A 24,834-nucleotide genomic window follows, 5' to 3' on the forward strand; every position below is an offset into this window, starting at 1 on the left:
TGGCTACTTCCTCAAACTTGCCTGAAATTTTTGCTCCAGTTGAGAGACTACTTGATCAATAATTGAGTTCACCTCTTCATCATTAAGAGTGCGCGATGGATGTTGCAACGTCAAGCCTAAAGCCACACTTTTCTGACTTGGTTCAATCCCTTTTCCTTCGTATAAATCAAACAAAGTCAATGACTTAAGCCACTCACCCGCTTTTTCCTCAATTACTGACTTTAGCTCATGGGCCAATACTGCTCTATCAACAATAAACGCCAGATCTCGTCTAACTTCAGGGAATTTAGATAGTGGGACAAAAGCAGTCACTTTTCCTTCACTAATAACCTTCAAGTCCAGCTCAAACAAATAAGCGGAGCCAGGTAGATCCAACTTTGCTTGTAGCTCTGGGTGTAATGTTCCCAAATTGCCAGCTAATTCTCCATTACAGTAAACAGATGCAGTTTGACCAGGGTGCATAGCCGAGTGCGTACCTGGTTTAATTTCGACTGTGGTTTCATTACCTAAGGCCAACAATGCCTCTACATCACCTTTTAGGTCATAAAAATCTACTGATTGTTTCTGAGAATGCCAATTTTCAGGAAGGCGGCTACCATAAATAACGCCCGCTATTTTTTTCTCCTGAGTTAAGCCCTGTTCTGTTTCAACAAACACCTGTCCTGTTTCAAACAGCCTGACTCTTGATTGCTGCCTATTTAAGTTATATTTCACATTACTTAATAAGCTAGGTAATAAACTGGTTCTCATGACCGCCATATCTACAGAGATTGGGTTAGCTAATGGCTGAGGCTTTAAATCTGGGCTAAACAAATGCTGTAGCTCAGGAGCAATAAAACTGTAGTTAATTACTTCTTGATAGCCTAAAGTCGTCAACACTTTTCGCTGCTGATGTAACGGTGTTTTGGCTTCAGGTATTTGTGCCATTACTTGCTGGCTTTGTGGCGTGGTGGTGGGCAGTTGGTTATAGCCAAACACACGCGCAAGCTCTTCAATCAGGTCTTCTTCCCGCTCAATATCAAAGCGATAAGTGGGTACATCCACCAACCAACTATTTTCTTCAGTGGTAGAAACTTGCATACCAAGTCCACCAAGAATATTTTCAACCTTTTCCTTAGCCATGCTAAAGCCCAGCAGCCGCTCAATTCTTGCTTCGCGCAATTTTACTTGCTGACGCTGCGGTAACTTATCCTTTACGACTGCTTCTGTTAATGGGCCAGGCTGACCACCACAAATTGATAAAATCAGTGCTGTTGCACGCTCTGCTGCTAGACGGGGCAATTCATAGTCTACCCCTCGCTCAAAGCGGTGAGATGAGTCTGTATGCATACCATAGCGACGGGCTTTACCTGCGATGGTAATTGGGTTAAAAAAAGCGCTTTCCAGGAAAATATCTTTCGTTTTTTCAAAAACGCCCGAGTGCTCTCCTCCCATAATCCCTGCCATCGCTAAAGGCCCTTTTTCGTCAGCGATTAGCAAAATATCATCTTGCAGGGTTATTTCCTGGCCATCTAATAATTTAAGTTTTTCCTCTGCTTTGGCTTTTCTAACAATTACCTTTCCATGTAGTTCTGCTAAATCAAAACCATGCATTGGTTGACCCAGCTCTAACATTACATAGTTAGTCACATCAACCACTGGGTCTATACTGCGAACGCCACTACGACGTAATTTTTCTTTAAGCCACAGTGGTGTTGGCTGAGATAAATCAACGCCTTTAATTACCCGGCCAACATAACGTGGACAATCATCAGGTGCTTGTACTTCTATAGCAAACTTATCATCAATTTGTGGAGGAACGGACTTAATTTCAACTGAATTAACTATTGTATTAAAACTTACCCCTACTTCACGGGCAATACCCGCAATACTTAAACAATCAGCACGATTAGGCGTTAAATCAACATCAATAATGTGATCATCCAGGTGCAGATACTGACGTATGTCTTCTCCTACAGGCGCATCAGCTGGCAATGCCATCAATCCATCATGATTATCAGAAATACCTAGCTCTGCTTCAGAGCACAGCATTCCGAAAGATTCTACACCTCTTAATTTGGCTTTTTTAATTTTAAAGTTTTCAGGCAATATTGCACCAACTAAAGCAAATGGTACTTTCATTCCAGCTATTGCATTCGGAGCACCACACACCACTTGTAGGGATTCACTACCATTAGCTACCTGACAGACTTTCAGTTTGTCTGCATTAGGATGTGGCTCTGTACTTAAAATTTCGCCCACTACTATTCCTTGAAAATCACTGGCAACAGGTTCAACATCATCTACTTCTAGGCCAGCCATAGTAATTGTTGATACTATTTCTTCCGTGCTTGCTTTCGGATTAACCCACTCTCGTAACCACTGTTCACTGAATTTCATCGCTTTACCATTTACAAATTAATTACTCTGAAAACTATACGTTATTTGCCTTCTATTAAAACTGCTGCAAGAAATTCAAGTCATTTTCAAAAAACATCCGAAGATCATTAACCCCGTAGCGCAACATCGCCATTCGCTCTACCCCTAAGCCAAAGGCGTAACCAGTATATTTTTCAGAATCAATACCCACAGCCTCAAACACTTTAGGATGCACCATGCCACAGCCCATTACTTCCAGCCATTTAGTATTGCCTTTTTCATCGGTACCCCACTCAATGTCTACTTCAGCTGATGGCTCAGTGAATGGGAAATACGATGGACGAAACCGCACTTTTAAATCACGCTCAAAAAATACTTGTAAAAACGCCTCAATAGTACTTTTTAAATCAGCAAAACTAATGTTTTTATCTACACACAAGCCTTCCACCTGATGAAACATCGGTGTATGAGTCATATCCGAGTCACAGCGATATACTTTACCTGGACAAATCACTCGAATGGGCGGCTGGCTGTCTTTCATAGTACGAATTTGCACTGGAGAAGTATGAGTTCTCAACAGTGTATGGCTATTAAAATAAAATGTATCATGCATTGCCCTAGCTGGATGGTGAGAAGGAATATTCAATGCTTCAAAGTTATAATAATCATCTTCAATTTCAGGGCCTTCAGCCACTCCAAAGCCCACACTCGCAAAAAAAGCTTCAATCCGCTCCATAGTTTTAGTTACTGGATGGATACTTCCCTTAGACTGACGTCTTCCTGGTAAAGTCACGTCCAGCGTTTCACTAGCTAACTTTGCATTTAACTGCTGCTGTTTGAGTTGAGCCTTGTTATCATTGATTGCCTGCTGCACTTGCTGTTTGGCTTCATTAATTTTTGCGCCTGCTTTCGGCCGCTCCTCTGCACTCAATTTCCCCAGCCCTTTTAGCAATTGGGTAATCTCACCTTTTTTTCCTAAATATTCCACCCGCACCTGATCAAGTGCAGCCTCATCAGTTGCAGAGGATACTTTGGCTAATGCAGCAGCAACTAATGCATCAAGATTTTCCATGGGTAACTCCGGCTTTTAATAATGGATATCAAGCAAAAACCTTCTCAAAAATGACAGTGGTGCTATTTTTTACTTTTAAACATACCTAACTCGATGCACACCACACACCATTACTTTTGACAAGACTTTTTCATATTTTCATGGCCCATATACCAAGAAAGGAGGCTAAAGCCTCCTTTCTTGTTTTTGTCGATTAACAAATCTGGTTAGGCTAAAGCCAGCTTTGCCTTTTCGACGATCTGGGTAAACACTTCTTTATCATTAACAGCTAAGTCAGCTAAGACTTTACGGTCGATGGCAACAGAAGCTTTCTTCAGACCTGCAATAAAGCGGCTATAGGATAGACCGTTTATGCGAGCGCCCGCATTTATACGAGCAATCCACAGCGCACGGAACTGACGCTTACGTTGACGACGGTCACGGTAAGCATACTGGCCTGCTTTAGTAACAGCTTGTTTAGCTACACGAAATACTCGACTACGAGCACCGTAATAACCTTTAGCCTGTTTTAAAACCTTTTTATGACGACGACGCGCCACTACACCACGTTTAACTCGAGGCATTCCTCACTCCTACTTAAAAAATTTAACACTAAGAAAAGTTGACTAGTTAACACGCAGCATTCTTTTTACTGCAGGTACATCAGCAGCTGCGACTGCAGAAGTACCACGTAACTGACGCTTACGCTTAGTGGTCATTTTGGTGAGGATGTGGCTTTTAAACGCACTTTTACGCTTAAAACCAGACGCAGTCTTTTTAAAGCGCTTGGCAGCACCTTTGTTGGTTTTCATCTTTGGCATAATAATCACTCCGCATTCGTGAGGCTTATAGCCTTTGCCATTTAGTTAATAAAAAGCAGTGAAACTAACGCAATGTCAGTTTACTTAAAACTACCTTTTCTTTTTTGGGGCCAGCACCATGATCAACTGACGACCTTCCATTTTAGGGTATTGCTCAACGGTACCAAACTCTTCCAAGTCTGCCTCAACCCGCTTTAGCAACTCTAATCCCAACTCCTGGTGAGCCATCTCTCGACCGCGGTATCTTAGTGATACCTTGGCTTTATTGCCCTCTGTCAGGAAACGTATCAGGTTGCGCAGTTTTACCTGATAATCCCCTTCTTCGGTACCTGGGCGAAACTTAATTTCTTTCACCTGGGTTTGTTTCTGTTTTTTCTTTGCAGCCGCTTTCTGCTTTTTGAGCTCAAACAGGTGCTTACCATAATCCATTACTTTACAAACAGGTGGCTCGGCGCTGCTATTGATTTCAACTAAATCAAGCGTAGCTTCTTTTGCCTTAGCCAATGCATCGGATAAATCTACAATGCCTACCTGATCGCCATCAGCTCCAATCAAACGCACCTGTTTAGCACGAATCTCATCGTTGATACGATTGGCACGTTTTTCTCTTCTGTTGTCGCGCTTAATTGTAATGTCTCCTACTTCGATTCACTCAGTAATCGGCCGCGTAATTCTATATCTGCTGACAGATGCTTGCAGAACTCTTCGATTGAGAGGGTTCCTAGGTCTTGCCCTTTTCGAGTCCTTACAGCGACCGTCCCAGCATTCATCTCCTGATCACCAACAACCAAGAGATAAGGTACTTTTTGTAAAGTGTGCTCACGGATTTTAAAACTGATTTTTTCGTTTCTCAAGTCTGATACGACTCGAAAGCCTTGATTTTTTAGTTGATCGACGACTTTCGTTGCATAGCCAGCCTGATTATCGGTAATATTTAACACCACCGCCTGCACGGGAGCCAGCCAAGGAGGCATTGCACCCTCATAATGCTCAATTAAAATACCAATAAACCGCTCAAACGAGCCTAGTATAGCACGGTGTAGCATGACAGGAACTTGGCGAGAACCATCTTCCGCCACATATTGCGCACTCAACCGCTCAGGCATTGAAAAATCCACTTGGATAGTGCCACACTGCCATACCCGACCGATGCAGTCTTTTAGCGAAAATTCTATTTTAGGTCCATAAAAAGCACCTTCTCCAGGCAGCTCTTCCCAGTCCAAACCAGTTGCATCCAAAGCAGAGGCAAGGGCTTGCTCCGCCTGATCCCACACGGCATCAGAGCCTACTCGCTGCTCAGGCCGAGTGGATAGTTTCAGAATCACTTCGTCAAAACCAAAGTCACGATAGACCGCAAACAGCAAGTCGATAAAAGTCGCAACTTCTTTTTGAATCTGATCTTCAGTACAAAAAATATGAGCATCGTCCTGAGTAAAGTTTCTTACTCGCATCAAACCATGCAATGTACCGGATGGCTCATCACGATGACAAGAACCAAATTCTGCTAGGCGTAATGGTAAATCACGATAACTCCGTAGTCCTTGATTAAAGACCTGCACGTGACAGGGACAGTTCATTGGCTTAACCGCATAGTCACGATTTTCTGAATGAGTTGTAAACATCATGTCCTGGAACTTATCCCAATGACCTGATTTTTCCCATAACGTCCGGTCAACCACTTGTGGGGTTTTAATTTCCAGATAGCCATTGTCACGCTGAACTTGTCGCATATATTGCTCAACCACTTGATAAATAGTCCAGCCATGATGATGCCAAAACACCATTCCGGGTGCTTCTTCCTGGGTATGAAAGAATCCTAAACGCTTACCTAATTTACGATGATCCCGTTTTTCTGCTTCTTCCAAACGACGTAAATAGGCTTTTAGCTGTTTTTTATCAGACCAGGCGGTGCCGTAAATACGTTGCAACATTTCATTATTAGAGTCACCTCGCCAATAAGCACCTGCCAATTTAGTGAGCTTAAATGCTCTAAGAAAACGGGTGTTCGGCACATGAGGGCCACGACACATATCTGTGTATTCTTCGTGGTGGTATAGCCCAACAGCCTTAACAGAGTCATCCATGTCATCAATTAGCTGTACTTTATAGCTCTCACCACGATCAAGAAATACTTTCCGAGCTTCTTCAATAGGTGTCATCTTTTTAATGACAGGATAATCTTTTTTAATCAACTCACTGATTCGGGTTTCGATTGCCTGCACATCTTCTTGAGTAAATGACCGATCATAGGCGATATCATAATAAAAGCCATTTTCAATAACAGGACCAATAGCCATTTTCGCTGCTGGAAAAAGCTGCTTAACTGCGTGTCCAACCAAGTGAGCAAATGAGTGACGAATAATTTCAACGCCTTCTTCGTCTTTGGCGGTGATAATTTGCAGATCAGCGTCTTCTTCAATCAGGTCGCAAGCGTCTTTTAGTTGGCCATTAACACGACCGGCAATAGTTGCTTTTGCTAAGCCAGGACCAATAGACTCAGCTATAGCCAATACAGAAACTGGCTGATCAAATTGGCGAGCACTGCCATCAGGGAGGGTAATTACAGGCATTAGATTTCCTTACTTTGTTCAGTGGTGACCCACACCAAAGGCCACATGTTGTTGTTCGCTTGGTAAGGTTAGCTAAGTCAGGTGATTCGTTTTTATAACTTAAACAATCAAAGCGAAACAGAAAAAGCCAGTCACTAGACTGGCCTCTTTAAAATTTGGTAGGCGCGATTGGAGTCGAACCAACGACCTCCACCATGTCAAGGTGGCGCTCTAACCAACTGAGCTACGCGCCTAAAACGTGGAGCGTACCATATCAGCCATTACTAAAAAAAACAACCCCTTATTATTTATATATTTCAGACTGTTACAGTTGATAGTAGTCTCGATACCAGCGGACAAACTGATCAATACCTTCAGCAACTGTTGTACTTGGTTTATAGTCAACGTCATTAACCAGGTCTTCTACATTGGCATAAGTGTCAGGCACATCACCAGGCTGCAATGGTAATAAATTCATTTCAGCTTTTTTACCGAGTTTTTCTTCTAAGGTTTGAATATAAGTGAGCAGCTCAACTGGCTGATTATTCCCAATATTGTATACCCGCCATGGTGCTTTGGAAGTACCGGGGTCTGGATTCATACCAGTCCAATCAGGATTTACGGTAGCGGTTTTATCAAGGGTTCTCACGACCCCTTCAACAATATCGTCAACATAAGTAAAGTCGCGACGATGCTTGCCATAATTAAACACATCAATTGGCTTGCCAGCCAAAATGTTTTTTGTAAATAAAAACAGAGCCATATCTGGCCGTCCCCAAGGACCATATACGGTAAAAAAACGCAGTCCAGTCGTAGGCAACCCATATAAAGAGGAATAAGTGTGGGCCATCAGCTCATTGGACTTCTTTGTGGCAGCATAGAGTGATAAGGGGTGATCTACATTATGATGCACAGAGAAAGGCATGTCTTCATTTGCCCCGTAAACCGAGCTGGAAGAAGCATAAACCAAGTGTTTTACCTGCTGATGGCGACAGCCTTCCAACACATTCATAAACCCAACAATATTACTATCAATATAAGCATGTGGGTTTTCTAAAGAGTAACGAACTCCCGCTTGAGCCGCCAAGTGAACAACCTTATCAAACTGTTCTTGAGCAAACAGGTTGGCCATTCCTTCTTTATCAGCCAAATCCATTTTTACGAACTTAAAATTAGCTGCTTGCTCGTGGTTTTCAATCAGCTTCAACCGATCTAGCTTGAGGTTAACGTCGTAATAATCATTAACATTGTCCAAACCTACAACTTGATCACCACGGGATAATAAATAAAGAGCCACATGGCAACCAATAAATCCTGCTGCACCAGTTACTAAAATCTTCATATTATTGCTCAACTTGGCTTCCTACTTAATAAAACTGCCGCAAAACGATTGCGTTGGTAACATTCCACAAGCTACCCCTGACAGTATACAACACTTGCTTTCTGCAAATAATGCAAACTTTACTTATTTAATAATGACATTCCACGGCCAATGGCATAGTAGTTGATCCCCAAGCCAGCCATGGTATGCGGGTCATAAATATTGCGGCCATCAAAAATGACTGGATTGCGTAATAATTGTTTCATGCGCTCAAAATCCGGGGCACGAAATACCGCCCACTCTGTGCAAATAACCAATGCATCCGCATCAACTAAGGCATCATAAGGAGTCTCTGTCAAAATTAGTTTTGAGTTTTCTCCATAGATTAAGTGGGCTTGGGCCATAGCCTCTGGATCAAATGCTTTAACTACAGCTCCTGCCTGCCATAACTGCTCCATAACAACTCGACTTGGAGCTTCACGCATGTCATCTGTCTTAGGTTTAAATGCCAGCCCCCAAACAGCAATCACTTTACCTGCTAGCTCACCAGCAAAGTAGTGGTTTATTTTAGTAAATAGTTGATTTTTCTGTTTTTGGTTAATTTGGTCTACGGCTTCCAGCAAGTTTAAAGGGCTACCTGCGTTTCTCGCTGTTTGAGTAATCGCTTTAACATCCTTTGGAAAACAAGAACCGCCATAGCCACAACCTGGATAGATGAAGTGATAACCAATTCGATGATCAGAGCCAATCCCTAACCGAACCTCTTCAATATCTACACCCAAGTGCTCAGCCAAATTAGCTAAATCATTCATAAAGCTGATCTTGGTTGCCAACATGGCATTAGCAGCATATTTGGTTAATTCCGCTGCTTTCACTTCCATATACATCATGCGGTTATGGTTACGATTAAAGGGCGCATAAATTTCAGCCATGATTTGTTTGGCATGATCAGACTCCGCCCCCACTATAATCCGATCAGGGCGCATAAAGTCAGCAACTGCTGCCCCTTCTTTTAGAAACTCTGGATTAGCAACCACTTCAACATTAACTGCTTGCTCCCTGCAAGCCAATTGTTGATCAATAGCCTGCTTTACTTTTTTCGCCGTACCAACTGGTACAGTAGACTTGGTAACAATAACCTTATCTGAGGCAACATGCCGACCTAGCTGCTCAGCCAAACTTAAGACATGCTGCAAGTCTGCTGAACCATCCCCATTAGGCGGTGTTCCCACCGCAATAAAAATGACATCAGCAAAATTAAGCGACTGCTGAAAGTCACTACTAAAAAGCAACCGCTGATCAACATTGCGCTGAATGATTGCAGCTAAGCCTGGCTCAAAAAAAGGTACTTCACTCGCCTGTAGCTGTTGTATTTTTTCATGGTTAATATCAAAACAACAAACTTGATGCCCCACATCAGCCAGGCAGGCCCCTGTTACAAGACCCACATAGCCTGTGCCCATAATGGTTATTTTCATTATTGATCACTTTGAGTGAAAAAATTACAGCCTGTCATCAACCCACGTTTTGGGTAGTGCGCTCTTCACATCAAATAATACGCCATTTGGCGCCTTTAATGCATTTAGCTGGCTCTCTGTCAGTGAAACGAATTGCTGGTGACCTACAGCTAAAATAATCGCCTGATATTGTTGTTTAGGCAGCTCAGTCATTACTTCCAGCAGATATTCATGATGAGCTTCCTCAGGATCAACCCAAGGGTCATGGATATCAACCTGAACCCCCCAGCTTTGCAGTTCTGCAATAATGTCGATTGTTTTCGTATTCCGCAGATCTGGGCAGTTTTCCTTAAAGGTCAACCCAAGCACTAATACTTTTGCTTTTGACAGATCTATCTTATTACCCACCATAAGCTTTAAAACGCGGTTAGCAACAGTGGCTCCCATGCGGTCATTAATCCGCCGCCCAGCCAAAATTACTTCAGGACGATAGCCAATTGCTTTCGCTTTATGAGTAAGATAGTAAGGATCAACGCCTATACAGTGACCACCCACTAAACCAGGGCGGAATGGCAAGAAGTTCCATTTGGTACCGGCAGCCTCTAACACTTCTAAAGTATCAATATCCATTCGCTCGAAAATCAAAGCCAATTCGTTAATCAAGGCAATATTCAAGTCGCGCTGGGTATTTTCAATGACTTTAGCTGCTTCAGCTACTTTAATGCTAGACGCTTTATGGGTGCCTGCAGTAATGATACTGGCATACAATTGATCCACCAGCTCAGCAATTTCAGGAGTAGAGCCAGAGGTCACTTTCTTAATCGTAGTTAAACGATGTTCTTTATCACCAGGGTTTATCCGCTCAGGGCTATAGCCAGCAAAAAAATCCTGGTTATAAACCAAACCAGAGCCCTGCTCTAAAATAGGAATACAATGCTCTTCTGTTGCACCCGGGTAAACTGTTGACTCATAAATAACAATATCCCCCTTGTTTACTACCTTCGCAAGCATCTCACTGGCTTTAGTTAACGGGGTTAAGTCTGGCTGTCGATAGTCATCGATTGGTGTAGGTACAGTAACAATATAAATGGAGCAACCTTTTAAGTCTTCTACACTCGCTGTATAGCTCAACTTATCCACCGCTTTTAAGTCTTCAGAACTCACTTCCAGCGTTTTATCAACACCATCACTCAGCTCTGCAACTCGCGTTTGGTTAATATCAAAGCCAACTGTGTTGTAATACTTGCCAAACTCCACAGCCAATGGCAAGCCCACATACCCTAGGCCTATTACTGCGATTTTCCGGTCTTTTAATCGCTGTTCCATGTAGTTTTTCTCCGCATATACAGCTACTTAATTAATTGATTCTGAGTTATAAAACTGCAGGCAAGTATAATCGTAGAAACGTCTGCTGGCCACGATAGCCCCTCGGCTAAGCCCAATAATGCGGACTACTGCAAGAGCGCTGCTTGTTTTAGCTGGCTTATTTGATCACGTACCGCTGCAGCTTCTTCGAACTCCAGGTTCTTGGCATGTTCGTACATTTTTTCTTCAAGTTTACTAATTGTTGCCAATAAGCTTTCGGGATTTGCTGATATAACTTGATATTGTGCTTCAGGCTCAGCCACTTGTTTCTTCTGAGCTTTCTTCCCTTTGCCTTTCTTTCCAGGAATGGTCGCACCTTCTAAAATATCTGCGACTGCCTTTGTCACACCTTTCGGAATAATGCCATGTTGCTTGTTATACTCTATTTGTTTTGCCCGGCGGCGCTCGGTTTCATCAATTGCACGCTGCATGGAGCCAGTGATTTTATCCGCATACAAAATCGCTTTACCATGAATGTTCCGGGCAGCACGACCAATGGTTTGGATCAACGAGCGATCTGAGCGTAAGAACCCTTCTTTGTCTGCATCCAAAATTGCAACCAAGGCTACTTCTGGCATATCCAGCCCTTCCCTCAACAAGTTGATGCCCACAAGCACATCAAAGACACCCAAGCGTAAATCCCGAATAATTTCCACTCGCTCAACCGTATCAATATCGGAATGCAAATAGCGAACTTTCACCCCATGCTCCAGCAAAAACTCTGTAAGGTCTTCTGCCATCCGCTTTGTTAGTGTAGTTACCAACACCCGCTGCTGCTGCGCTACGTAGTGACTGATTTCAGATAATAAGTCGTCTATTTGGGAAGTTGCAGGCCTCACTTCTAGCTCAGGATCAATCAGCCCAGTAGGCCTAACTACCAACTCCACTTGCTGGCCTTGATGTTCCAGTTCATAAGACCCAGGTGTGGCAGAAACAAAAATAGTTTGTGGGCTTTTCGACTCCCACTCTTCAAACTTCATTGGCCTGTTATCTAAGGCAGAAGGCAAACGAAAGCCGTATTCCACTAGTGTTTCCTTGCGCGACCGGTCACCACGGTACATAGCACCCACTTGCGGTACAGTTACATGAGATTCATCAATCACTAACAAAGCATCATCCGGCAAATAGTCAAAAAGTGTCGGCGGTGGTTCACCAGTAGCACGCCCTGACAAGTAACGGGAATAGTTTTCTATTCCTGTGCAATAGCCTAGCTCCATAATCATTTCTAAATCATAACGGGTGCGCTGTTCCAAACGTTGCGCTTCAACCAACTTATTATTGTTACGTAATTGTTCAAGGCGATCTTTTAACTCAACCTTTATGTCTTCAACTGCATCTAAGAGCTTTTGTCTAGGAGTCACATAGTGAGATTTAGGAAAAATAGTCACTCTCGGGATTTTCTGGTTCACAACCCCTGTTAATGGATCAAAATAAGACAGTTGATCAATCTCATCATCGAATAACTCAACTCGAACTGCTTCCTGCTCAGACTCTGCGGGGAAAATATCAATCACATCCCCACGCACTCGATAAGTTCCCCGACGCAGTTCAAGGTCATTGCGAGTATATTGTAGCTCAGCGAGTCGCCTCAAAATGGTTCGTTGATCAACGACATCACCTCGATCAAGGTGCATCACCATTTTTAAATAGGATTCAGGATCACCCAAACCATAAATCGCTGAAACAGTTGCCACAATGATGGTATCAGACCTCTCCAACAACGCCTTGGTAGCAGACAGGCGCATCTGTTCAATATGATCATTGACTGAAGCATCTTTTTCTATATAAGTATCTGAGGTAGGTACATAGGCTTCAGGTTGGTAATAGTCATAATAAGAAACAAAATACTCAACAGAATTATTGGGGAAAAAGCTCTTAAACTCACCATACAACTGAGCAGCAAGTGTCTTGTTATGCGCCATCACCAAAGTTGGGCGTTGTAGCTGCTCAATTACTTTGGCAACCGAGTAGGTTTTGCCTGAGCCAGTAACCCCCAATAAAGTTTGTGATGCCAACCCAGCACTCACCCCTGCCACAATCGACTTTATGGCAGCCGCTTGGTCACCGGCTGGCTGAAACGTCGAAACAACTTGAAATTGCTTAGTCATGGTTCCTGAAGCCTGCTACATCTAGTATGATGGATGAGCAAATAACTCAAAAATAGCCAGTTAGCATTTGCTAATTACTTTCGCACTGTTTATCTGGCACTTACCCAAAGCGTAAAAGCTATTTTGCGAATGGGTATACAGGCTAGCCTGAGCAAATCAAATAGTAAACACACAAACTGATTTAAGAGGAATCAAGGTGGACGTGCAGCTCTCCCATCGTGTCAGTGCCATCAAACCTTCCCCCACATTAGCCGTCACTAGTCGTGCAGCCGCTTTACGTGCTGAAGGCAAAGACATTATTGGCTTAGGTGCCGGTGAGCCGGACTTTGACACTCCCAACCATATTAAAGATGCAGCCATTGCCGCAATTAATGCAGGCCAAACCAAATATACTGCAGTAGATGGAACAGCCGAACTAAAACAGGCCATCATTGATAAACTTGCCAATGATAACCAGCTCACTTACCAACCCAACCAAATTTTAGTGTCCTCCGGTGGCAAGCAAAGCTTCTTTAACCTTGCTCTCGCCCTGTTAAACCCAAGTGACGAAGTAGTTATTCCAGCACCATATTGGGTCTCTTACCCTGATATGGTCAAAATTGCCGGTGGTGAACCTGTCATTGTAACCACCCTTGAGTCCAACCGGTTTAAGCTTACTCCGGAGCAATTATCAGCAGCGATAACAGATAAAACGCGACTAGTAGTCTTGAACAGCCCATCAAATCCTACAGGTGTAGCCTATTCCAAGGCTGACTTAGCTGCATTAGCTGAAGTGCTGCAAGCCCATCCGAATGTACTGGTAGCTACCGATGATATGTATGAAAAAATATTATGGAGTGATGAACCGTTCAGCAATATTTTAAATGCAGTACCTGATTTATACCCTCGCACAATTGTACTTAATGGTGTATCAAAAGCTTACTCCATGACGGGTTGGCGTATTGGTTATGCCGCAGGACCAGCTAACCTGATTGCTGCTATGAAAAAAATTCAGTCCCAAAGCACATCCAATGCCTGCTCCATCTCCCAGGCTGCAGCCACTGCTGCACTGAGCAACTCTCAAGACTGTGTTACAGAAATGGTCAAAGCCTTCAAGATACGTCATGATTTGGTAGTTGGCCGGCTTAATCAGCTAGCAGGCGTTTCGTGTATTGAAGCAGATGGAGCTTTTTATGCCTTTGCTAACTTTACAGAGGCCATGAACAATAAAGGCTTTAACAGTGACGTAGAGTTTGCTGAATATTTACTCGAACAGGCTGGGGTTGCTTTAGTACCAGGTTCAGCTTTTGGCTCACCTGGTTATATGCGGCTATCCTATGCGACAAGTGAAGATATACTCAATAAAGCATTAGATCGTATACAGCAAGCGTTGTAAGTAGAAGTAAAAAAAGCTCGCCAGTTGGCGAGCTTTTAGTGTCTTCAGGCAGCACAAGGCTTAATCAAATTTAACACTTAGTTGTAAAAATGAATTTTAACCACCAACAAAGTGTTGACCTCCTCCCTACAACTTATTAGTATACCACCCCGTTAGCGATTCCCCGATAGCTCAGTTGGTAGAGCAAATGACTGTTAATCATTGGGTCACTGGTTCGAGTCCAGTTCGGGGAGCCAACTTTAACTAATCAGTTGAAGTTCTTTATTTTAGAATTATTTTACCTTCATTTTTATGCAGCGTACCTTCACCAATTCCTTTAACTTCAGTTAGCTGTTCTATGCTAGTGAAGTCACCATGCTCATCACGGTAAGCAATAATAGCTTTTGCCTTAGCTTCTCCTACCCCAGTTAGTACCTCTGCAATAGTAGCTGCATCAGCAGTATTAATATTTACTTCACCAGAATTTGCCCAAGATAAGTTAGCAACAATTAAAGAAAAAGTGAAAGCCAAAGTTTTGAATAGTTTACTCATAACTATCTCCTTACAGTTTTTTAACGACCACTCAAAAAGAGAAACAGAAGATACCAATCATAAGTTTATTTTTTAACAGTCTATTTTAAAAAAAAAGAACCAAGCCTCATATTTTTTTCGCAATAACAATAATCAGCTTTTACGAGAGCAATTTACAATTTTTTATTACTCAACCAATTAAAAATAAAACTAAAAAGCACAGCTAATACCAGTTCCTTTTAAACTACAATAACCATCTGGGTTTTTAGCTAAATATTGTTGATGATATTCCTCTGCATAGTAGAAGTGAGTTAATTCAGCAATTTCAGTGGTAATTTCAGCATAGCCATCACGAGTAAGTGCTAGCTGATAATTAGCTTTTGACTGAGTTGCCTGCTGTAACTGATCCGTTGAAGTCACATAGATTGCAGACCGATATTGAGTCCCCCGATCATTACCTTGCTTCATACCCTGAGTTGGATTGTGGGACTCCCAAAATAACTGCAATAATAGCCGATAACTAATCTGATCAGGATCAAACACTACCAGCACCACTTCAGTATGACCTGTCATTCCAGAGCAAACTTCCTGATAAGTAGGATTTGGTGTATAACCTCCTGCATAACCAACAGCCGTCGTATAAATACCAGACTGTAGCCAAAACAAACGCTCTGCCCCCCAAAAACATCCCATTCCAAAAACCGCTTGCTGATAACTATTTGGAAATGGTGGCTTAAGAGGGTGACCTGAAACAAAATGCTTATTGGTAATATTCATCAATTCATCACTGCCTGGTAATGCTTTATCCTGTTCAACCATTGTAAACTTATCGTGATCCAACATTTTTTCTAATCCTGTTAAAGTTAAAACAACCCAACAACTATATAACCAAGGATCGGCATTTATGGCTAAGCTAACTAACCACTCCTACATTCCAGAAGGTATGCCACAACTGATGCCCTATATTACAGTGAAGGACATTGAAACTTCACTTAAGTTTTATCAAACCAGTTTTGGTTTTATTCCTGCTGAAAACCCGCTTGCTGATGGCAATACACTAGTTCATGCTGAAATGTCTTTTCACAATGCCCGTATTATGCTGGGTAAGCAGGGCGCTATGCAAAATGACAGTGTAACCCCAAAACACAGCCAGATTCAGCAAGGGATTGCCCTTTACATATACTGCCCTAATGTCAAAGCACATTATGAACAAGCAAAAGCAGCAGGTGTTGAAATTATTATGGAGCCTGCCTTAATGTTCTGGGGAGATGAAATGTATTCTGCGGTAGATAATGATGGTTATCATTGGTCATTTGGGGAAAATAAAGAAACTTTCGACCTAAGCAAAGTACCTCCTGGCTATAACGTAAAAAAATAAGTCATCCCATACCCTCGCTTTTTATGAAATAACTGTTTTAAGGGCACAATAGCTGGGCTTGATTATTTCTATATATAATCAAGCCTGATAGTTATATTTTTATTTTGCATAAAATGACTATCTCTTTGCTTAATTCTGACAAAAGATAAGCGTCTGTTATACTTCAAGTAATATGATTGTCTGGCTTAATACCAGTGCATTTAAGCGGTAATGCTACATCATGCCTAACTATATTTTTGCAAACAAAAAACCCTCTCAAAAGCTCGACACCAAAGCTGATACAAGCCAGACAACTGCGCAAAGGTGGAAAGTACTGGTAGTCGACGATGATATTGAAGTCCATACCATTACTAAAATGGTATTAAGCAACTTTACCTTCAACGATGCTAAAGTTCAGTTTATAAGCGCTTATTCAGGACAAGAAGCGTGCCAGCTGCTTGAAAAGGAATCGAACATTGCATTAATTTTATTAGATGTTGTAATGGAAACTGACCATGCAGGGCTTGAGGTTGTTAAATACATAAGGGAACAACTGAAAAACCCTTTTGTGAGAATTGTACTCCGTACTGGACAACCAGGCCAGGCACCAGAAAATGAAGTAATAGTTAATTATGATATTGATGATTATAAAGAAAAAACTGAGTTAACTTCACAAAAACTGTTTACTTTAATGCGCTCTAATTTACGCTCCTATCGCAACATTATGTCTATAGAAAAAAATAAGCAAGGACTCAGAGAAGTGGTACAGTCATTAGATAATATTTATCAATTTCGTTCCCTCAATCAACTACTCACCGGCGTTGCCACCCAACTTTGCAGCCTGCTGCACTTAGCTGACAACACCTTAATAATTAACAATAATCACCTTGCTACTGCTAACCCATCAGGTTCAACTGATATCAAAGTATTATGTGGAACAGGCTGCCATGAAATATTAGCCGGTAGCAATATCACTCAATTAGATGAAAGTATCCAAACTTGCATCAAAACCGCTTTAGAAAAAAAACACAGTATTTGTACAGAAACGGGTTATGCTTATTATACTTCAAGGCATAACAATGAACTGGTTATGTATTTCTCTGGAATTAGTAAAATAGATTCTTTGAGCTCCATAGAAAAACATTTAATTGATATTTTTCTTCACAATGTTACCACCTGCTTAGAGAACTTAAAGCTTAGTGAAGAAAGCGATCAAATCCAACGTAAGATTATCAATACTCTAGGCACTGCTGTTGAAAACCGCTCCAAGGAAACTGGCGCCCATATACAACGAGTGGCAGAGTACTCCAAGTTACTGGCCATAAAATCAGGTTTAAGTGAAATGGAAGCTGAAATAGTTGAAATGGCTTCCCCACTCCACGATATCGGCAAAGTAGCAATTCCAGATGCTATTTTACATAAGCCTGGCAAATTAACTGATACCGAATGGGAGGTGATGAAGACCCATGCAGAGGCTGGCTATAATATTCTTAAAGGTGACGAATCAAAAGTATTTAATGCAGCCAGTATAATCGCAAATCAACACCATGAAAAATGGGATGGTTCTGGTTATCCTAGTCAATTAGCAGGTGAAAATATCCATATCTATGGTCGAATCACAGCATTAGCAGACGTGTTTGATGCATTGAGCAGTAAACGATGTTACAAAGAACCATGGGATATCGACGCAGTGCTCTCCTATATCAAAACAGAACAAGGTAAACACTTTGATCCTACATTGGTAGATATCCTTTTCAGCAGTCTCGATGAGTTCCTTGCGATCCGTGCACAATACCAAGACTCTTAAAGTCCCTGATTAAAACTCAAACTTAACACCTATCGTAAAATTAACATCATTATCACTGCGTTGATTTGCACTAGGTGTATTATTCGGCCCTAAGTTTACCGAAAATAAGTCTTCTGACAATATATTATTAACGGTTGCAAAAAAAGTAATGCCGTTTTTTTCATATTGATAATTAAGGGCTACATCTGTTGCATTCTCAGAAATTTGCCGCTGGCTAATATAACGCGCACTGGCACCAAATACGTGATCACCTAAACGATAGTGCCCACCAATATTAACGGTTAGTTTAGGCACTAATGCAGCAAAAGTATCATCACTAATGCTTGTTCGGTTACCTTCATGATTGTAAGCCAAGTTTGTATGAAAACGAGTATTATCCAGCTGAATCTGATAATCTAACTCTAGTCCTTTACGAGTAAAAGTGTCTCTACTGGTAAACAATAAAAAAGGTGGCTGAGCTGGAAACCGGGTAATAAAGTCTTCCCCTTCATAATAATACAGGTTAGCGACAAAAACTGTTTTTGGGGTAACGTACGAGTAAACGAAGTCCAACATTTCAACAGTTTCAGGCTTTAAAGCACTACCACTCGAAGTAATATTGGTCTCAAAATTAGGCGAGGTAAAACCGACAGAATAAAGCCACTTTAAAGATTGTTGTTCATCAATAGAATACACCAGTGACGTTCTTGGCGTTATTTTAAACCCTGACTCTTCATTATCTGTTGCTCTTGCTCCCACCAAAACACGCCATTTGTCCCAATGAAAATCTAACTGGCCATAAATAGTGTCTTCACGCATATCATCTGCTGAAAATAATAGTAACTCCGTTCCTCCTGGATTTTTTGATATATTTCTAAAATCATCCACTTTTCGTAGTTCAGTTTCTAACCCAACTAAGTAATCAATCATATCACTGGCTTTACCCTGTGCCAGAAATCCAGTACGCAAACGAAAGTTATCTTGCCAGCTATCATCAAACCGCGAGATCATATCTGGTGATAAAAAAGCAGGGGCATACTGATTATAATCAGCAAACACAGATAACGAGTGTTGCTGCCAATCCCACTGATAGTCACCGTGCAATAATAACCCCTCTGTCTTCACATCAGGCACTTTCGATTCGATTAACATTCCAGGCATAGGGGATGGCATACCCGGCATTGGAAATGCCGGAATTTTAATTTTGGCACCTTCAGTAAAATCATTAAAATACGATAAAAACACTTGCCCACGGTCATGCTGAAACTGAATAAAAATAGATTCAAACAATTCTTTTTGCTGAAACTTAGCTGGGGCAGCTACCTGATTAGACTGCCTGACTTCTGCATCATAGCCATCATCTTTATGTTGTTTTTCATAGGCAACAACAACGCCACCTCCTTTCTCTTTACTGTCACCCGAAGCTAATTCATAACGATAATATCCTGTTGAATTAACTGTAGGATTTGAACCATAACTCCCTTGAACAAGCCCTCCAGAGGTTTCTCTGGTGATCACATTAATAACACCAGCTATTGCATTCGATCCGTAAATGACAGCACCAGGCCCGCGTATGACTTCTATTCTATCAATGGCAGCCCACGGAATACCTAGAACTGGAAGATTACCATGAGAAGGAGACCAGTATGGGACGCCATTGAGCAACACTAATATTTTGGCTCCAAAATCCGAGGTTGCCCCCCTTACCATGATTTGTGGAGTACCAGATACATTACGATCCACGACAAATCCAGGTACAAAGCTGATGACTTCTTTTAATGAGCGTAATCCTAATTTACTCAAATCCTCTACTGAATAACTGGATACAACGGCTGGTGTATTAGCTATGTTCTCCTGCTTAGTTGAAGCAACCGACACTTCTATATTTAATAGCGCTTCAAGGGGTAGTTCATACAAGTCACTGTTAGTATCATTCTTGGCAAATAATTGAGAGGCTATTAATAACAGCACTCCCCCAGCCCCCCTCCAAATTGCTTTTTTACTACCAACCATAAGATTGCTGTTAACCACTGAAGTACTTTATAAGTGTTACATCCCACCCTTTATATAGTCAGCAACTCCTATGCTTCTGGACAAAGCCTATTTAAAAGGCTTTATTTTCTATATATTCTATTTATGTAGACTTTTTTATATTTAATTTCTTCCTATTATTATCAATACTTGCACTAATAGTTTGTTCAGTCTAAACAAACAAATACACGTTTATTAATAATAAAGAAAATACCTAAAAAACACGGCCCTATGAAGCATCTAATAGTCACACTAACTCTGGCTAAACATTATTTTAGTTTGACACTATTATTTATTGTCATTACCAGCCTTTTTTCTAACAGCTCATATGCAACCGATGATGAACTAAATGAGCTTTTGGAAATGGATTTAGAAGAACTGGTAACAATCACTATAGCATCAAAACGTGAAGAGCCTCATCATAATGCACCTGGCATTATCAGTGTTATTACCGCAAAAGATATTGCAAAGTTTGGTGCCCGCAATCTCAGGGATATTTTAAACCGACAAACCAGTTTTATGATGGTGGGAGGTCATGTACTACCTGAGTCTAGAGCAGCTCTAAGAGGGGTACTCAAAGCTCCTCAAGATAATCAGATACTTTATTTACTAAATGGTCGCCCAATATCCGACACTCAAAGTAGTAATGTCCATGTAGATCTGTTTTTAACGTTTCCCCTAGACATTATTGAGCAAATTGAAATTATTCGTGGACCAGGCTCAGTCTTATATGGCAGTAACGCTTTTAGCGGCATTATTAATATCAAAACAAAATCAGTCGCTACCATCAACGATGGCTTATCTTTGAGTTACGGCTCATTTGCTACTAAATCTGCCAGCCTGCATGGTAGTGCCTCATTATCTGAAGGCTGGATAACAGGTGCCGTCCATGCAACCAACTTCGAAGGAGATGAGTTTACTAACATTAACGACCTTTCTGGACAAACAGACACCTATCCGATGGGAGGCAAAGGAGCAAGTGCCGTATTTGTAATGGAGCTTGATAACTTTAAAGTGAATGGTTATATCAGTGATGCAGAACGAGACAACTTACTGGCTGATTTCCGGTTTCCCGCAGAGGAAGTAAGAACAAAACGAGTATCACTCGATTTTGGTCACCAATGGGATTTCACTGCCAATTGGTCCTTACAAAGTTACTATGGGTACTTTAACAACTTTACCGACCTGTTCATTGCCCCCAATGGCTTAACCAATGAAGTTGATGGCACCCTGCATTCACTTGAATTTAATTTACACGGCCAGCTTAATCAGCAAACTAACCTACTATTGGGTATTAACCCTTTATACTCTAAAGGAGAATTTGCTGAAGGAGAACTAAAAGGTGACTGGAGTACCTGGCAGTTTGGTCTTTATAGTCAAATTGACTACCAATTGTTTGACTGGTTAAAACTGGTTGGTGGCTTTCAGATAAATCGCCCCAAAGAATTATCTACTGATACATCCCCACGAGCAGGGCTGATTTTCAACTTTAGTAATGGATGGGGTGGCAAAATCCTTTATGGCCAGGCATTTCGCAATGGCGAAGCTATTAATCGTTATTTTGATGGGAGTCTTGCTACAGCAAATAACTCACTCAAACCAGAAATGATTGATACTTTTGATGCTCAAGTTGCCTATAATGCTGATCACTACAATATAGCCCTGACTTATTACCATAGCCGTGTAACAGACATCCACAAACCAGTATTTATTCCTAATATCAATAAATTCCAAACAATCAATTCAGGCACAGTTGAAATTGACGGCATAGAGTTTGAAGCAGCCTGGCAACTCACTAAAACGCTAAGTGTCGTTACCAGTGCTAGCTATCAGACGAATAAAACCAATACTGGACTTAGAGATTCAACGTTTATACCAAACCTGATGGCTAAGCTGGGTATCTCCTATGAAAACCCAAAGGGATACAGTATTGCCTTATTTGATAGTTATTTTGGCAAACCCACCCCCCTGGATAAAGTGGCAGACTCTGCTCAAAATGTTAACCCTGAAGCAAACAGCCACCACTTGGTTACTGCTAACCTAGTGTTAAACTTAGGACAGGTATTTGATAAACCACAACTCAATAATGCTTCTTTCTCACTTTATCTAGATAACTTATTAGACGAAGAAGTATTTTTCCCAAATTTTTCTACCCAAACAGTTAATACCTCACCAAATAATCAAGGACGAGCGGTTTATGGAACAATAAAAGTGACTTTCTAAGCCACCTAACATTTTTAATATTATGTGCATACTCTACGCCAATGGTTTTTAGAATTTGTTGCGAGCAACGTAAGTGGAGGGAGTGCTTTGTTTGCAGGAGCAGTTAGCTACAAAGTGAAGTACATGCACCATTAGTTATTAATCTATGGGAAATTCAATATCATACTGTATCCCTTCTCCTTGCTGGCTTTTCACTTTAATAGTCCCTTTTAACCCTTGGGTAACCAAATTATAAATAATATAAGTGCCTAATCCACTACCACCTTGCCCACGTTTAGTGGTAAAGAAAGGCTCAAATAACTTTTGCAACTGCTCCTTGGCTAAGCCTTTACCATTATCTTGATATTGAATTTTTATCTGAGAGTCTGATCGATGCACATCTATTTTTATTAACCCTTTTTCTTTATTCTCAAAACCATGGATTAAGGAGTTTATGATTAAGTTAGTAAAAATCTGCGATAAGATGCCAGGATGGCTAGTAATAATCATCTCTGCATCGCAATCAACTTCAATTTCATGTTTTACTCGTTTTAGCTTTGGCCGCAGTGATAAAATTATTTCATCTAAATATTCTTTCACTTTAAATGTTCTTACCTGCTCGCTTGATTGGTCAACTGCCACTTGCTTAAAGCTACGTACTAAATCCGCCGCACGCTGTAAATTAGAAAACAACAGTTGACAGCTTTGCTTAGCGTTTTCAACAAACTCTTCTAACATTTCAGCCGAAAGGGTTTCCTGCTCATAGGCTTTAGCTAGATTATTGACTGCCTCTTGTAAAAATGTAATAGATGTAACCCCTATGCCGATTGGCGTGTTAATTTCATGGGCTACTCCCGCCACCAACTCTCCTAACGAAGCCATTTTTTCCCGTTCCACCAGCTGTTGCTGTGAGGTATTTAATTGTTGTAAGGTAGTTCGCAATTCAAGATTAGAGGTTTCCAGCTCATAGGTTCTCGCTGCAACTTTTTGTTCCAACTCCTCATTTAGTTGTTTCATTTCCTGTTCAACCTGATTTTTTTCGGCTAAGTAAGTTTGGATTTCCTCCATCATCATATTAAAAGTTTCAGCCAACTTCGCTAATTCATCATTGGAAACAACAGGTACCCGTAATGTATAATCCTTACGCTCAGTGACATTACGAGTTACATCCATCAGAGAGTGGATTGGCTCTGTCACTACCCGTTGAAAACGTATTGCAATTAAAAAGGCAATCCCCAGAGCAATTAACGCTATCAAGGAGCTTGCCTGACTACTTGCTATCAATATGTCTGAAAGCTGACGAATCTCCGCCTGAATAAACAGATACCCCAACATTTCCCCTTCAAACTCAATAGGCTTAGTCAGGCGAATATGGCGCGTTTCTTCCTTCATTGACAGATAATTCATATGATTGTTAATGGCTGGGAGTGTATCACCTGGTCTGACATAATTCGCAAAGGTATCAGTTTGATTAGTCAATGGATCAGTGCGATAGATAATCACTGCTTGGATTCCTGGCTCAGACTCTAAGGTTTGCAATATCAAGTTTGCTGTGGTGACTTCACCAAAAGTCAATGCCGGAATAATATTAACTGAAATTAATTTTGCTTGAGTTTCTACTGTTTTTATCGTGTTAGTTTTAATTCGCTTAACTTCTAGATAAGTCAAAATTCCTGTAGACAACAGTAAAGCAACACAGGAAGCTCCCATTGCCAACAAAATGATTTTTTCTTTAATAGAGTGAAACCCACTAAACATTAGTATATAACCATCATTTATTGTGCCTACAACTGATATCCCTTAAAACGTCTTAGTAATCATCAATAGTCGTGCCTGCAATTTCACCGAACTTTGTTCCAGCGCCTGACGATTGATAAAAATATTCAATTTCTTGTCAACCAAAATAAGTGCAACCATTCCACCACTGGTTAAAAAGCCTTTGTTCCCTCCGACCAACAGCGTATTGGTAAGTAGGCTGGTATTACGTTTTAAAATTTGATTAATGTTGCCATTGGTAAAATAAAGCATATGGCAATGCTGACCTTCTTTTATCAACCTGACTAATGCAGACTCAGAAGATACTGAAAAAACATCTAGTGGTCGTTGCTGGGTCTTTTTCCCTTTTAACTTGCCTAAAATAGCTGCCAAACCCAATTGGTCAGGACCGTATAAGCATAAGTTCACTGTGGAATCTTTGTTTTTAAAGGTAGATTCTGGCCAGATAACAAATTTGCTGATTTTATAAATAAACGCTGCCGTTACATTAGCTAAGCCGCGATCAGCGCCTTGGCTAACTGCAGGTAACCATGCCGTCACTAGCAGGATAGCTACCAAGAATATCTCTCTTACATATTGCTGAGTTGCCAGGCTGAACCGCATGCACACGCCACTAGTGAGCTGAATTGAAGGAGAAAGCTATGGAAAAGTATAAATGCTAGCCCGAATTTTTCCTCAGTTATCAAGGTTGCTGGGGGTTACAGGCTGCATTTTCTAACAAGCCTTGGTAGAAAGCCTAGACTTAAGGGAGATGAAAATAGATTGAG

The 24,834-nt window shown here is 41.2% G+C and carries 19 protein-coding genes and 2 tRNA genes; 5 read left to right on the forward strand and 16 right to left on the reverse strand.

What is annotated here, in order from left to right; all coding sequences use genetic code 11:
• Positions 1-3: 3 nt before the first annotated feature.
• The 11 genes from pheT to uvrB form a co-directional block, all read right to left on the reverse strand.
• Positions 4-2,379 carry a phenylalanine--tRNA ligase subunit beta gene (gene pheT, locus G4Y78_RS20505; protein ID WP_163834773.1) on the reverse strand — a complete coding sequence of 792 codons (2,376 nt, stop codon included), beginning with the start codon at positions 2,377-2,379 and terminating at the stop codon, positions 4-6.
• A gap of 55 nt (positions 2,380-2,434) precedes the next feature.
• Positions 2,435-3,430: a phenylalanine--tRNA ligase subunit alpha gene (pheS, locus tag G4Y78_RS20510; RefSeq protein WP_163834774.1), complete on the reverse strand. Its 996-nt coding sequence runs from the start codon at positions 3,428-3,430 to the stop codon at positions 2,435-2,437.
• Positions 3,431-3,636: 206 nt separating this feature from the next.
• On the reverse strand, positions 3,637-3,993 hold the full coding sequence (gene rplT, locus G4Y78_RS20515) for a 50S ribosomal protein L20 (protein WP_163834775.1): 357 nt from the start codon (positions 3,991-3,993) through the stop codon (positions 3,637-3,639).
• 42 nt (positions 3,994-4,035) lie between these two features.
• A complete protein-coding gene (gene rpmI / locus G4Y78_RS20520) occupies positions 4,036-4,230 on the reverse strand; it encodes a 50S ribosomal protein L35 (RefSeq protein WP_163834776.1) in 195 nt (64 codons plus the stop codon).
• Positions 4,231-4,320: 90 nt separating this feature from the next.
• Positions 4,321-4,878, reverse strand: coding sequence for a translation initiation factor IF-3 (gene infC / locus G4Y78_RS20525; RefSeq protein ID WP_222937764.1), 558 nt, complete (start codon positions 4,876-4,878; stop codon positions 4,321-4,323).
• Positions 4,869-6,800 carry a threonine--tRNA ligase gene (gene thrS, locus G4Y78_RS20530; RefSeq protein ID WP_163834777.1) on the reverse strand — a complete coding sequence of 644 codons (1,932 nt, stop codon included), beginning with the start codon at positions 6,798-6,800 and terminating at the stop codon, positions 4,869-4,871. The genes infC and thrS overlap by 10 nt, the downstream gene beginning before the upstream one ends.
• Before the next feature lie 156 nt (positions 6,801-6,956).
• A tRNA-Val gene (locus G4Y78_RS20535) sits at positions 6,957-7,033 on the reverse strand.
• 71 nt (positions 7,034-7,104) lie between these two features.
• Positions 7,105-8,121 (reverse strand): NAD-dependent epimerase, encoded by a 1,017-nt coding sequence (locus G4Y78_RS20540; RefSeq protein ID WP_163834778.1) that lies wholly within the window; start codon positions 8,119-8,121, stop codon positions 7,105-7,107.
• A gap of 119 nt (positions 8,122-8,240) precedes the next feature.
• On the reverse strand, positions 8,241-9,578 hold the full coding sequence (locus G4Y78_RS20545; protein ID WP_163834779.1) for a UDP-glucose dehydrogenase family protein: 1,338 nt from the start codon (positions 9,576-9,578) through the stop codon (positions 8,241-8,243).
• A 24-nt stretch (positions 9,579-9,602) separates the two neighbouring features.
• Positions 9,603-10,883 carry a Vi polysaccharide biosynthesis UDP-N-acetylglucosamine C-6 dehydrogenase TviB gene (gene tviB / locus G4Y78_RS20550; RefSeq protein ID WP_163834780.1) on the reverse strand — a complete coding sequence of 427 codons (1,281 nt, stop codon included), beginning with the start codon at positions 10,881-10,883 and terminating at the stop codon, positions 9,603-9,605.
• Between the two features lie 125 nt (positions 10,884-11,008).
• Positions 11,009-13,030, reverse strand: coding sequence for an excinuclease ABC subunit UvrB (uvrB, locus tag G4Y78_RS20555; protein WP_163834781.1), 2,022 nt, complete (start codon positions 13,028-13,030; stop codon positions 11,009-11,011).
• Between the two features lie 196 nt (positions 13,031-13,226).
• Here uvrB and G4Y78_RS20560 point away from each other — a divergent pair, with 196 nt between their 5' ends.
• On the forward strand, positions 13,227-14,405 hold the full coding sequence (locus G4Y78_RS20560) for a pyridoxal phosphate-dependent aminotransferase (protein ID WP_163834782.1): 1,179 nt from the start codon (positions 13,227-13,229) through the stop codon (positions 14,403-14,405).
• Between the two features lie 160 nt (positions 14,406-14,565).
• Positions 14,566-14,641 (forward strand) — tRNA-Asn (locus G4Y78_RS20565).
• A 25-nt stretch (positions 14,642-14,666) separates the two neighbouring features.
• Here G4Y78_RS20565 and G4Y78_RS20570 read toward each other — a convergent pair.
• Together G4Y78_RS20570 and msrA are read right to left on the reverse strand one after the other, a co-directional pair.
• Entirely contained in the window at positions 14,667-14,936 is a 270-nt protein-coding gene (locus tag G4Y78_RS20570) for a ComEA family DNA-binding protein (RefSeq protein WP_163834783.1), read from the reverse strand.
• Between the two features lie 189 nt (positions 14,937-15,125).
• Positions 15,126-15,758, reverse strand: coding sequence for a peptide-methionine (S)-S-oxide reductase MsrA (gene msrA / locus G4Y78_RS20575; protein WP_163834784.1), 633 nt, complete (start codon positions 15,756-15,758; stop codon positions 15,126-15,128).
• A gap of 61 nt (positions 15,759-15,819) precedes the next feature.
• Here msrA and G4Y78_RS20580 point away from each other — a divergent pair, with 61 nt between their 5' ends.
• Positions 15,820-16,293: a VOC family protein gene (locus G4Y78_RS20580; RefSeq protein ID WP_163834785.1), complete on the forward strand. Its 474-nt coding sequence runs from the start codon at positions 15,820-15,822 to the stop codon at positions 16,291-16,293.
• Positions 16,294-16,513: 220 nt separating this feature from the next.
• Positions 16,514-18,079: a DUF3369 domain-containing protein gene (locus tag G4Y78_RS20585; RefSeq protein ID WP_163834786.1), complete on the forward strand. Its 1,566-nt coding sequence runs from the start codon at positions 16,514-16,516 to the stop codon at positions 18,077-18,079.
• Between the two features lie 9 nt (positions 18,080-18,088).
• On the opposite strand, the gene G4Y78_RS20590 is transcribed toward G4Y78_RS20585, so the two are convergent.
• Positions 18,089-20,071, reverse strand: a complete 1,983-nt coding sequence (locus G4Y78_RS20590; protein WP_163834787.1) for a TonB-dependent receptor — start codon at positions 20,069-20,071, stop codon at positions 18,089-18,091.
• 249 nt (positions 20,072-20,320) lie between these two features.
• Here G4Y78_RS20590 and G4Y78_RS20595 point away from each other — a divergent pair, with 249 nt between their 5' ends.
• On the forward strand, positions 20,321-22,312 hold the full coding sequence (locus tag G4Y78_RS20595; protein ID WP_163834788.1) for a TonB-dependent receptor plug domain-containing protein: 1,992 nt from the start codon (positions 20,321-20,323) through the stop codon (positions 22,310-22,312).
• Positions 22,313-22,450: 138 nt separating this feature from the next.
• Here the strand turns inward: G4Y78_RS20595 and G4Y78_RS20600 are convergent, their stop codons facing one another.
• Both G4Y78_RS20600 and G4Y78_RS20605 read right to left on the reverse strand, forming a co-directional pair.
• Positions 22,451-24,049, reverse strand: coding sequence for an ATP-binding protein (locus tag G4Y78_RS20600; protein ID WP_163834789.1), 1,599 nt, complete (start codon positions 24,047-24,049; stop codon positions 22,451-22,453).
• 42 nt (positions 24,050-24,091) lie between these two features.
• Complete coding sequence (locus G4Y78_RS20605) at positions 24,092-24,670, reverse strand: YfiR family protein (protein ID WP_163834790.1); 579 nt, start codon at positions 24,668-24,670, stop codon at positions 24,092-24,094.
• Positions 24,671-24,834 lie beyond the last annotated feature (164 nt).

The organism is Spartinivicinus ruber (assembly GCF_011009015.1).
GTDB lineage: Bacteria > Pseudomonadota > Gammaproteobacteria > Pseudomonadales > Zooshikellaceae > Spartinivicinus > Spartinivicinus ruber.